The organism is Pyramidobacter piscolens W5455 (assembly GCF_000177335.1).
GTDB lineage: Bacteria > Synergistota > Synergistia > Synergistales > Dethiosulfovibrionaceae > Pyramidobacter > Pyramidobacter piscolens.
Map to the genome: position 1 here is coordinate 18,508 of NZ_ADFP01000097.1, position 11,984 is coordinate 30,491.

Annotated in this window: 11 protein-coding genes; all 11 read right to left on the bottom strand. The window is 60.9% G+C overall.

The window, feature by feature from the left end; all coding sequences use genetic code 11:
* On the bottom strand, positions 1-801 hold the full coding sequence (gene minD, locus HMPREF7215_RS08890; protein WP_040551043.1) for a septum site-determining protein MinD: 801 nt from the start codon (positions 799-801) through the stop codon (positions 1-3).
* Positions 802-1,156: 355 nt separating this feature from the next.
* Positions 1,157-1,825, bottom strand: a complete 669-nt coding sequence (locus tag HMPREF7215_RS08895; protein ID WP_009165489.1) for a septum site-determining protein MinC — start codon at positions 1,823-1,825, stop codon at positions 1,157-1,159.
* A 33-nt stretch (positions 1,826-1,858) separates the two neighbouring features.
* A complete protein-coding gene (gene mrdA / locus HMPREF7215_RS08900; RefSeq protein ID WP_009165490.1) occupies positions 1,859-3,637 on the bottom strand; it encodes a penicillin-binding protein 2 in 1,779 nt (592 codons plus the stop codon).
* Positions 3,618-4,100, bottom strand: a complete 483-nt coding sequence (locus HMPREF7215_RS08905; protein ID WP_009165491.1) for a hypothetical protein — start codon at positions 4,098-4,100, stop codon at positions 3,618-3,620. Before HMPREF7215_RS08905 ends, mrdA begins: the two co-directional genes overlap by 20 nt.
* On the bottom strand, positions 4,097-4,873 hold the full coding sequence (mreC, locus tag HMPREF7215_RS08910) for a rod shape-determining protein MreC (RefSeq protein ID WP_009165492.1): 777 nt from the start codon (positions 4,871-4,873) through the stop codon (positions 4,097-4,099). The genes HMPREF7215_RS08905 and mreC overlap by 4 nt, the downstream gene beginning before the upstream one ends.
* A gap of 12 nt (positions 4,874-4,885) precedes the next feature.
* Positions 4,886-5,932, bottom strand: a complete 1,047-nt coding sequence (gene mreB / locus HMPREF7215_RS08915) for a rod shape-determining protein (protein WP_009165493.1) — start codon at positions 5,930-5,932, stop codon at positions 4,886-4,888.
* Positions 5,933-5,979: 47 nt separating this feature from the next.
* On the bottom strand, positions 5,980-6,699 hold the full coding sequence (locus tag HMPREF7215_RS08920; RefSeq protein ID WP_009165494.1) for a JAB domain-containing protein: 720 nt from the start codon (positions 6,697-6,699) through the stop codon (positions 5,980-5,982).
* A gap of 4 nt (positions 6,700-6,703) precedes the next feature.
* Complete coding sequence (locus HMPREF7215_RS08925) at positions 6,704-7,333, bottom strand: MBL fold metallo-hydrolase (RefSeq protein WP_009165495.1); 630 nt, start codon at positions 7,331-7,333, stop codon at positions 6,704-6,706.
* On the bottom strand, positions 7,330-7,788 hold the full coding sequence (gene dtd, locus HMPREF7215_RS08930; protein ID WP_009165496.1) for a D-aminoacyl-tRNA deacylase: 459 nt from the start codon (positions 7,786-7,788) through the stop codon (positions 7,330-7,332). Before dtd ends, HMPREF7215_RS08925 begins: the two co-directional genes overlap by 4 nt.
* Positions 7,789-7,791: 3 nt before the next feature.
* A complete protein-coding gene (locus HMPREF7215_RS08935) occupies positions 7,792-10,242 on the bottom strand; it encodes a RelA/SpoT family protein (RefSeq protein ID WP_009165497.1) in 2,451 nt (816 codons plus the stop codon).
* A gap of 73 nt (positions 10,243-10,315) precedes the next feature.
* Complete coding sequence (locus HMPREF7215_RS08940; RefSeq protein WP_232205556.1) at positions 10,316-11,974, bottom strand: DHH family phosphoesterase; 1,659 nt, start codon at positions 11,972-11,974, stop codon at positions 10,316-10,318.
* Positions 11,975-11,984: the final 10 nt, after the last annotated feature.

Genomic DNA, 11,984 nt, shown 5'->3' on the forward strand with positions numbered 1-11,984 from the left:
CTACTTACGGCCAAAAAAATGGCGAAGACTGGCAAGGAAACCTTTGTCCATGCTCTCCACGTCGAGGAAGGGGACTTCCTCGCCCAGCAGCCGGCGCGCGATGTTGGTAAAAGCCGTCGCCGCCGGAGAGTTGGGCGAAAGCGTCAGAGGTTCGCCGTTGTTGGACGAACGCAACACCAGATCGTCCTCGGGCACCACGCCGATCAGGGGCACGGAAAGAATGTCGAGCACATCGCCGACGCCGAGCATGTCGCCTTTGCGCATCATCTTCGGCACCAGACGGTTGATGATCAGATGGATCTGCTCTTTGCCCTGGGCCTCGAGCATGCCGATGATGCGGTCGGCGTCGCGCACGGGGGCTACGTCGGGCGTGGTCACCACGAGGGCTTCGGAGGCGCCGGCGGAGGCGTTTTTGAATCCCGACTCGATGCCGGCGGGGCAGTCGAAGAGGACGAATTCAAAGTCCTTCTTCAGCTCGTCGCTGAGGTTCTTCATCTGCTCTTCGCTGACGCAGTCCTTCTGACGGGTCTGAGCCGTAGGCAACAGATAGAGTCCATCGACGCGCTTGTCGCGGATCAAAGCTTTCTTCAGCTCGCAGTTGCCTTCGACGACGTCGACCAGCGTATAGACAATGCGGTTTTCCAATCCGAGGATGATGTCGAGGTTACGAAGTCCCGTATCGCCGTCGACGACCACGACTTTTTTGCCCAGCTTCGCCAAAGCCATGGAGATGTTAGCCGTCGTCGTCGTCTTGCCGACGCCGCCCTTTCCCGAAGTCACTACGATCACGCGTCCCGCCATGGGGGATCTCCTCCTTTGAGTTCTTTCCGTCAATGCCGTTTTCTCCCCTGTCTCCGGTGCAGATTGCGACGTTCCGGAAACGTCGGGCCGTTTCGCTTTCTTTTCAGCCGGCGCCGCTTGGGGGACGTCAGGCTGATGTGCCGCCGTTACATTTTCCTCAGCGACGGAAACAATCGACTGTCCCGACTCGTTTGCGAGCCGTGTTGTTTCGGAAAGTTCCGGCTGCTTTTCGTTCTCCGCAGACCGCGCCACGGCTTGGGCCTGGCTTTTTCTTGCGGCGGCGATCAAAGCCTGCCTCTTTTCCAACTTGTTCTGCTTCTTCTGTCTGTCTTTTCTGCTCATCAGGACTGCCTTTCTATTTTTCCCACGAGATATCGCTGGCTACAAAGACACCGCCCTCCACGACAATCCGTACGGGCCTGCCCCACCAGGGCGAAGCCCCGGGCTCCATGGCGTTGCTGATCATGGAACCGATACGCAGCTGATTGGTCCGGTAGCTCAGCGTGATCACCGAAGCGCTGTTATCGCCGTTACATCCGGCGTGCACTTGCCCCTGAATGGCGCCAAGGACGATAATCGAGCCGGTGGCATTGATCTCGGCGCCGTGATGCAGGTCGCCCAGCATCAGCACATCTCCGTCATGCTGCAGCGCCTGTCCGCCGCGCAGAGGAATCGAGACGATCTTGAGAGTTCCCTGCGTCACCATGGGACGTTCCGAACCATCGACTTTAAATCCCAGCGACGCCAGATTTTCTTTCGTCGACGGCTCTTCAGCGCTCCACAGCGAGACGGAAAGGTTCATCGGGAAAATCACGTCGCGCAGCAGATCAAGCAGCCAGTTTCTCGGCACCTGAAGTTTCTTGAAATCAAAGACGATCTGATGGCCGGTCACCATGCCCCCGGCATCGCGCAGCTCTCGCAGCACGTCCGGGATGCCCGGCAGGATCGCGCCTTCGAAGGCCACGCACACCGACGTGCCGCGTCCTTTGAAGCTGATTTCCTTCTTCTGTGAGGCAAGTTCCATCTATTTTTCCATTCCTTTCACTGAAATGCGGATTTATCTTTCTTTCGTGCCACCATTTTCGTTCAGCAGAAAGCTCAGCAGCTGTCCAACCAGGGGGCCGGCCACCCGCCCGCCGCTCTCGCCGCCTTCGATGAAGCAGACGACGGCATAACGCGGCTTTGACGCCGGCGCATAACCGGCAAACACAGCATGATCCTTGCCGTGATCGTGCTGAACCGTACCGGTTTTGCCCGCGATTTCCACTCCGGACATTGCGGCGCGATGACCGGTGCCGCCTTTGGCAACCACCGCTCGCAATCCGGCCTTGACCAGTTTCAGATATTCCTGGCGAAGCCCGGTAGGTTGCCCTTCCACTTTGGCTGTTTTCAACACGTGCGGACGATAGAAAATGCCGCCGTTGGCAATAGTCGCGTAGACGCTGGCCATCTGCAGCGGCGTAAGCAGTACAAAACCCTGCCCGATCGACATGTTGACCGAGTCGCCCCGAAACCAGCCCTGATGCATCGCGTTCCTTTTCCAATCGGGACTGGGCAGAAGGCCTGCCGCCTCACCGGGAAGATCGATGCCCAGCGGACGACCGAGACTGAAGCGCTCTCCCACTTCATCATACCTTTTTACGCCGACCATTTGGCTGGTTTCGTAGAAATAAACATCGCACGAATCGCGCAACGCATGCACGAAACTCTCGCGCCCATGCCCACCGCGTCGCCAGCAACGATACACGTTACTGCCAAGGCGGAAGACTCCGGAACAGTGAATCGCCGTGTTTTTGTCGACCACGCCGGACTCAAGCGCCGCATAGCCGGTTACCGCTTTAAATATGGAGCCGGGCGAGTACTGCCCGCTGATAGCCCGATTCAACAAGGGGCGAGAGGCGTCGAAGTTCAGGCCGGCCCATTCAGTCCCGGATACTCCCCACGCCAACGGATTCGGATCATAAGAAGGATTCGACCACATGACGACCACTTCGCCGTTGTTTACGTCGAGAGCCACCATTACGCCATTGTAATCCTTCATGAGATCCGAGGCATAACTTTGCGCGCTCAGATCGAGCGTCAGCGTCAGATCCTGTCCGATGCCCGGCATCGTTTCATTCAGCGTGCGGCGTTGGCGGCCGCGGGCGTCCACTTCTACCGCCCATTCGCCAATGGAGCCGCGCAAAACGTCTTCATAATATTTTTCTACGCCGGACTTACCGATCACGTCGCCGCCGATGTAGCTTTTGTTTTCATCAGTTTCGACGCTGCGCAGCTCCTGTTCGGAAATTTCGCCCACGTATCCCACCACGTGAGATGCCAGGGGACCGGCAGGATAGGTGCGGCGCCACACCGGCAACGGAAACAGCACTTCGGGAAATTCCGGATCTTCCATCAGGCTGGTCATTTGCAACAGCGTCAGATTCGAGACCAGCGAAATAGCCCGATACGGAGCCCAGTAAAGGTTTTTGATGCGCCGTTCGAGTTTCTCCGGATCATGAGGCAAACGGGCGCGCTGCAGGGCGCCAAGCAGCTTTTGTTTGACCTCGTCGCGCTGCAGGTCCAGCGGATAGCCCATGATATCGAACGTCATCACGTTCAGAGCCAGCGGCAGTCCCTTGCGGTCATAGATCTGTCCGCGAGCCGGCGGCATGCGGATCAGCCGAAGGCGGTTTTTCAGTGCCAGCCCTACGTAGCGGTCGGACCAGAGCACCTGAAAAAGCGCCAGCGCGGCAGCTAAAACCACAAAGGATCCGGTCGCGACGGCACGCCAGAAATTCAAGCGCGTGTCGGACAGCAGGCGCTGAGTCGGCTGTTCAGAAAGATTGGTCGTCATGAAGGTGAAACCTCAAAAGTGCCGAAAATGTCAGCACCACGGCGTTCGCGATCCATTGCACGCCGATGACGAGCCCCATTCGACCGGCTAAGACGCCGGTATCCCAAAAGAGCAGTCGCGACAACGTCATCACGGCGCAGAGCGACGTCGTAATGACCACATAGGGCAACGTCCGACGGTTGGCCGCGGGAATCTGGAACCACGCCCAATGCGCAACCAAAACCGCCGCCGTATAAAGAGCTCCATATAATCCCGGCACTCCGATCCAGCGCAGGTCCATCAGCAAACCGCCGCACAGCGCCGCGGCGAACCACCGCCACGGCACGCTCAGCTGCTTCTCCTGAGTCACGCACCAGATCAACATCATCAAATAGATTTCCGGCGCCAGAAAGGTCTGAGTCATCATGATCTGCACAATGTCCTGAGCGTACCAGCCGAAAATCAGCGCCAGAAAATTTTTCATGGCTGCAAACCTCCCAGCACAGACACATATTGAAGTCTGAACAGATCGGCGCCCGTTTTGACGCGAAATTCATCGACGCCCGCCGTCACCGTCCGGCGTTCGGAAGTCAGTTCGCCCACCGGCAAGCCGACCGGCAAACGACTGCCCAGTACCGTGAGAATCTTCATCCCCGGCTTGTAATCTCCGTCGGAAGGCAGATACCTGACCCACACGCCGCCTTCGTTATCCCCCGTAACAACGCCGATTTCACGCGTCTCTTCCACGACCACGGGAACATAAAAGCCCGCGCTGGTAATCAAACGCACCCAGGAGCTGCCGCCGCTCTGCGAAGTGATCACGCCGACCAGATCGGAACCGTCGAGCACGGCGCAGCCGGGATCGTATTTCTCGGCGCCGGTGCCGATGCGAAGTTCTTCCCACCACATGCCGGGGTCGCGAAAAATGATCGGGAAACGATTGCCGGGGCGGGCGCGCCGTTTGAACTCCGCCGAGATTTTTTCTCCCGATTGCAGACGCAGCGCGCGATTCTCTTCGCGCAACTCCTCCAGCTCCATCAGCAGATCCCGGCGTTCCGAGGTCCAACGACGAAACCGCTCGACGCGATCGATCACAAAGACTGCCGGTTTCTCAAGCGGTGCCAGCACCGATGCGGTTATATCCATGGCATGGCGCGTCCGCTCGCCTCCAGTCGCTCCCAGGGCGAGAAGCACGCAGGCGACGACGCAGATCAGGCCGATAACCAACTCCCGCTCAAAGTTCCAACGCTCTGCCATGATCGGGACTCGTTAGAGCTGACTCTTGTGGACGGTCGTAAGGATCCTTTTCATTTCTCCTAAATTCTGCAGCGTCAGGCCCACGCCGTTGGCGACCGCGTGGATGGGATCTTCGGAAAGGATCACGGGGGCGTTCAGCACTCGCGTCAGTTTTTCCGGCAGGCCGCGCAGCTGCGAAGCGCCGCCGGTCAGCACGATGCCGTTGTCCACGATGTCGCGGGAAAGTTCCGGGGGCGTCTGTTCGAGGGCCACTTTCACCATGTCCTCGATGCGGGACACGATCGGCAACAGCACTTCGCGGACTTCCACCGAACTGACGCGGCTCACCTTGGGCAAGCCGTCGGCCAGGTCGCGCCCCTTCACTTCCATCTCCAGTTCTTCCTTGAGCGGCAGCACCGAACCGATCTCGTTCTTCGTGTTTTCGGCCGTGCTCTCGCCGATCAGCAGCGCGTGCTTCTGCCGGAACAGGCCGATGATCGCCTCGTCCATGCTGTCGCCGGCGATGCGCAGCGAATTGCTCACCACCAGGCCGCCGAGAGAGATGACAGCCACTTCGCTGGTTCCGGAACCGATGTCGAGCACCATGCTGCCCTCCGGCGCGTTGATCGGCAGTCCGGCGCCAAGCGCCGCCGCCAGCGGCTCGTCGAGAATGTACGCTTCGCGGGCGCCGGCGCCCAGAGCAGCGTCGACGACGGCGCGGCGCTCGACCTCGGTCACCCGGGCGGGCACCGAGACGACGACCTGCGGATTGGAAAAATGTCCGACCGTGCAGGCTTTGGAGATAAAATGGCGCAGCACGGCTTCGGTCATGTCGAAATTGGCGATGACACCGTCGCGCAACGGTCGGATCACCGAAACGCCCATCGGCGTTTTGCCGATCATCGCCTTCGCCTCGTGACCGTAAGCGATTACCTCCACGCCGCCGCGCGGCAGCTTGCGCACCGCCACACAGGAAGGCTCGTCGAAGACGATTCCCCGATCGCTCTGAAAAACAACGACATTGGCAGTGCCAAGATCGATGCCCACGCCAACGCCGCCGGATCTTCCGAAAAGAGCCACGATTGTTCCTCCTCAACAGTTCTTTTTCCGCGCGGAAAAGAACGATTTCACGGTTTTACCGCGGCAGCATTCAACACAACATCTTTGCCCGTGCTGCCGTCGCCAGGAATGCGCCGGATTCTGCCGCCACCGGCAATGTAATGTCCGTAATAACCGATTTGAAGCACCTGAAGCATTCTTGCCACCGAGCGTGACAGAAAAAGATCGTCGTCGCTCGGCGTCAGGTCGCCGTCGGGATGGTTGTGCACAAGCGCCAGCGCCGCGCAGTTCAGCCGCACGGCGCGGCGCATCAGATAGGGAGCGTCCAGCATGGCGCCGTCGACGCCGCCGTACGAGAGGCGTTCGTCCGCAATCGGAACGTCTTTGCGATCCAGATAGATAGCGATGATGAACTCGCGTTCGTCCGCCGACAGCTGCATGGTCCAAAAATCAAGACGGCTTTTCAGGCTGTCGCGGCGTTCTTCTTCGCCGGTCGCCCGCCGCCCCAGCTCGAGCGCCGCCAGCAGCGTCACTGCCTTGGCGAGGCCAATTCCTTTGACGCCGTCGTAAGGGCGGTTTCGCCCCGCCAGCTCCAAGGCGTGAGCGCGAGACAGATTTTTCAGAGAGCCGTATTTGTTCAACAGCTCCCGCGACATTTCGATCACGTTGCAGCCCTCGCGCCCCGTACCGAAAAGAATCGCCAGCAGTTCCTCCGTCTTCAGCGCCTCGGGGCCGCGGGTCACAAGCCGTTCGCGCGGGCGTTCGCTGGCGTTCATCTCGAGCGCCATCGGTTCAGCCCTTCAAAAAAGGATTCCATTCGCGCTCTTTTTGGAGCGTCGTCTCGGGACCATGACCGGGAAGCACAGGCATGTCGCCTGCAATGGCGTTGAGACGGGCCAGCGAACGGGACATGGCCTCGCGGTCGCCGCCGGTCAGATCGGTGCGGCCAATGCTGCGGGCAAAAAGCGTGTCGCCGGAGACGAGCAGTTTTTCCCCGTCCTGTTCGGCGACGTAACAGGTGCTGCCCGGCGTGTGCCCCGGCGTGTGCAGAGCCGTCAGCGAGATGCCGCCGACGGAAAAAACGTCTCCGTCGCGCACAAGGCGGTCGGGCTGCACCGCCTCGATCTCGTAGCCGAACTCGCCGGCCAGGTTCCTGTTGGGATCCGCGAGCAACGGTTCGTCGTCCGCCGGCGCGTACAGCACGGCGCCGGTCGCTTTTTTCAGCGCTGCGCAGCCAAGGATGTGATCCATATGGCAGTGGGTCAGAACGATCGCCGCCAACTTCAGCCGTTCGTTGCGCAGGTAAGCAAGCACGTCGGCTGGATCGCCCCCGGCGTCGATGCAGAAGGCCGTGCCGCGGTCGTCGTCGATCACGTAGGAATTGGTCCACAGCGGGCCAAGAGGAATACGTTTGTAATTCATGACTCTTTCTCTCTCTCCGGAGTATCGATAATCAACGTGACAGGTCCGTCATTGACGATATTCACCGTCATCATGGTCTGAAACACGCCCGTTTCGGCGGGAATGCCCCGCGCGCGGACGCATGCGACGAACTTTTCGTAAAGCGCGTTCGCCTGTTCGGGGCGCGCCGCCTCCGAAAAGGACGGGCGGCGGCCGCGGCGGCAGTCGCCGTACAGCGTAAACTGGGAAACGATCAGCATCGCTCCGCCCACGTCGGCCAGCGAACGATTCAATTTGCCGTTTTCGTCTTCGAACACGCGCAGTTCCGCGATTTTATCGGCCAGCCAACGGGCGTCGGCTTCGGTATCGCCGTGCGTCACGCCCAGCAGCACGCAGAAGCCCCTGCCGATGGCGCCGACGCGAGCGCCTTCGGAATCGACGGAGGACGAGGTCACCCTCTGCACCACAGCTCTCATGCTCTACCCCCTGTATACGTTGATCACGTCGCGGATGCCGTTCACGCGGGCGATGATGGAATACAGCTGCTCCAGATCCTGCACGGCGATATCCATTTTCATGCGCGAATTGCCGCTGCCCATCTGACTGGCCATCACCGACGTGATGTTGATGCCGCCATTGCCGCAGACCTGGGCGATGTCGCCGAAAAGGCCGGGGCGGTCGAGCGCGTCGATGACGATGCGCGCGTCGTACTTCTTTTTGTCCGTGTTGCCCCACGACACGGGAATCAGGCGGTCTGGCGCGGCCTTTTCGATGCGCGGGCAGTTTTCGCGGTGAACCATGATGCCGCGCACCTTCGTGGAAAATCCCACGATGGCGTCGCCGGGCACGGGCTGGCAACAGTGAGCCAATGTCACGACGATGCCGGATGCGCCCTCGACGATCACGTCGGCCCCTTTTTGAGCAAAGCCATGTGGCTTCTGCCCCGTCGCTTCCGGAACCTGCGGTACCGCGTCGGCGACGGGTGTGTTCAGCGCCGCGCAGACTTTCCGGGCAATGCCTGCCGGTCCAATCGCGCCGGAACCGATCGCCGCCAGCACGTCTTCGGCGTTATTACAGTTCACGTCGTGAGCGATGCGGCTGATGCAGGGCATGACTTCGTCCACGGGCTTGAAATTCTCGCCGAGGCGCGTCTTCAGCTCGCGCTCCAACAGCTCACGGCCGCGCTGGATGTTCTCGTTTTTTTCCTGCGAATCGAGGCGTTTGAAATAGCTGCGGATGCGGCTTTTCGCCTTGCTGCTCTTGACGAAATTGGCCCAGTCTCGCGAGGGTTTTCCCTGCGGCGAGGTCATGATCTTGACGATGTCGCCGTTGTGCAGCACGTAATCGGCGGCGACGATGCGGTTGTTGACCATGGCGCCGACGTACTGCTCGCCGATGCGGCTGTGCACGGCATAAGCGAAATCCACGGGGCAGCTGCCGCGGGGCAGGCTCTTGACGTCGCCTTCGGGCGTGAAGACGAATACGTCCGAGGTCAGCACGTCGTCGCGCAGGCGCTCCATAAACTCCTGACTGTTGGTCTCCGGCCCGTTCTCGAGCGTCTTGCGGATCCATTCGAGCTTCTGGTCCAGCTCGTCGATATGTCCCTGTCCTTCCTTGTACCGCCAGTGAGCGGCGACGCCGTACTCGGCCAGCCAGTGCATCTCCCAGGTACGGATCTGCACTTCCAGCGGTTCGCCCTGCGGCCCCATGACCGTCGTATGAAGGGAGCGGTACATGTTGTTCTTGGGGTTGGCGATGTAATCGTCGAACTGCCCGGGGATGGGCTTCCACAGCGTGTGGACGATGCCGAGGACGGTGTAGCAGGTCGTCACGTCATTCACGATCACGCGCAGGGCCAGGAGGTCGTAAAGTTGTTCCACCGACAATTTCTTGCGGTTCATCTTCTCGAAGATGCTGTAAAAATGTTTGGCCCGACCCTTGATGTGAGCTTCGATGCCTATGGACCTGAGCCGTTCGCCCAAAACTTCCATGGCCTGGTTGACGATGGCCTCGCGCTCCGGCAGGCGCTTTTTCACGCGCCGCTTGATGTCGTAATACATGGTCGGATCATAATACTTGAAGGCAAGATCCTCGAGCGTGCGCTTGACCTGATAGATGCCAAGCCGGTGCGCCAGCGGCGCATAGATCTCCAGCGTTTCCTTGGCGATGCGCTGCTGCTTGTCGCGGCGTAGGGCGCCGAGGCTGCGCATGTTGTGCGTGCGGTCAGCCAGCTTGATGAGGACGACGCGGATGTCCTTGGCCATGACAAGAAACATCTTGCGCAGGTTTTCCGCCTGATAATCCTCGAACGTCTTGAACGGCAGCTTGCCCAGTTTGGTGACGCCGTCCACGAGCATTTCCACGGTCGCTCCAAAACGGTTTTTCATCTCGTCGGCGGTCACGGGCGTGTCTTCAAGCACGTCGTGCAGCAGGCCGGCCTGCAGCGTTGGCAGATCCATGCGCATGTCGGCGAGGATGGACGTGACGTAAACGGGATGAATGACGTAAGGCTCGCCGGAGGCGCGCATCTGATCGCCGTGTGCCTGCGCGGCAAACACCAGCGCCTCGCCAAGCTGTTTGAGGTCGTCATGCGACAGGTAGCGCGACGCCTTGCCCCATAGCTCCTTCCAGGCGAAGCTGACGGTCACCGAGCGCTGCGGTGCCGGCAGGCGCCCCATGTAGCTGTCGCGCAGCATATTCAACTCTTTTTTGAGCGCCGCCCCGGCGTCATCCCGCGCCGGGACGACGCCGGCGCCTTCTCCGTCGGGGATCGAGGGGTTGACGCGGGAAACGGCGAACTTGAAAGTTTCCGTCTCGGGATGGCGCGGCGTTTCCGCGGTTCCCTGCGCGACGGGCGCGCCGAGCTCTTCCGTATTCTTTTTCCGGTCACGTGCGGCCGCGGCGGCAACCGTATCTTCCGTCAATGCCATGATCCTCACTCCCCCGCGCTTTTATTTTTTCCCGCGAAACGCCGGCGGGCGCTTCCGCTGTTTTCTCACGAAATCAAGCCACGACGATGCCTTCAACGATGTACTGCAGGCTGACGCGCCCCTGCCAGAGATTCGGACGGGGGCGGTAAATCCAGCCGCGGATGCCTTCGGTGCGCCCGATCTGCTCGGCGCCGTTGAAGGCGATCAGAGCGTTGCCGCCGAAGAGCACGCGGGTATGCAGGCCGCGCTTGCCCAGCGGCGCGTACGTCGTGCGGGAATCCAGCGGCACGAAAAAGGCCGGCAAAGGGTTGCCGTTGCCGAACGGCCCGATGCGCAGCACTTCGTCCCAGGCCGCGCCGGTGATCCGATCGGGTTCGAATTCGATCACCTCTTCGGGCGTTTTTTCGACTTTGATATTTTGGAGCAGACTGTTCAGCTCCCGCTCCAGGCGGGGCCACTTGAGCTGATCGACGGAGAAGCCCGCGGCGCTTTTGTGCCCGCCCCAGGCGTCGAGCAGATCGTCGAGGCTTTTCAGCAGCTCCACCGCATTGGCGCCGCCGGGCACGCGCAGGGTGCCGCGGATCCCGCCACCCGACGGCGCGGCCAGCGCGAAAGCCTTGTTGTGTTCATTGCACAGACGGCTGGCGATCGCGCTCAAGATCCCCACCGGCCAGCTGCCGTTGAACAGGACTTGCGACCGGTCGCCCTGCTCCAAACCGGCGTTGATGCTCGCGCAGATCGACGCGGAAATGTCGCGGCGGCGGCGGTTGAGATCCAGCAGCTGATCGACGCTGCGCTGCAGTTCCAGAGGCGATCCCAGCCCGGAGAGCACGTTGACCGCCACGTCGGCCACCTGCACGCGCCCGGCGGCGTTGAGACAGGGGATCACCCTCATGGACAGACGATTTTCGTCGATCATCGAGTCGGGTTCGTTCGGGCACAGGGAGCGAAGCAGCTCGCGCAACCCGCGGCGAGGCGCGCGGCGCATCATCTTGATGCCTTCGCGCGTGAGCGAGCGGTTCAGCGGCCCCAGCGGCATGCAATCCGACACCGTGGCCAGCGCGGCCAGCTGAAGCATGCCGGCCAGGCGATTTTCGGGCAGAATGTGCGACTGCCAGGCCCAGCACCATAAAACGGCCGTCGCGCAGAGCCGTTTGGCTTCGGCGTCACCGTCCATCTGAGGATTGACCAATGACTCGAGCCGAACGATGTCGCCCTCCGCGGCGTGATGGTCAAAGATCAGGACGTTCATCCCGGCGGCGCGCGCCAGATCCACGGCTTCAACGTCCTTCGAACCGCAGTCGGTCACGATCAGCGTGTCGAAACCGTCGGCGATGATGCGCCGCATGTTCGCAGGATGCAGGCCATAGCCTTCGGAACGGCGGTCGGGAATGTAATAGACCGCTTCGGCCGCGCCGCTCTGCTGCGCCAATTCAAGCGCGATCACCGTGGACGAGACGCCGTCCACATCGTAATCTCCGTAGACGAAAACCCTTTTCCCGGGCACCGCTTTCAGCCACAGTTCCCGCGCCGCCGAGGCCGCGCGCCCCAGAAAAAGCTCGTCCAACTGCCGGCGAAGATCAGGGACGTTCAGCAGCTGCCGGAACTGTTCCTCGTCCGCCGCGCGGCTGTCCAGCACCGCGGCGGCCAGCTCCGAACATTCCAGCCGGCGGGCGAGGTCGCGGGTCTTCTCGCCGGGCTGGTAAATATCCAAATCATTGAACGAACACACAGGGATCAAC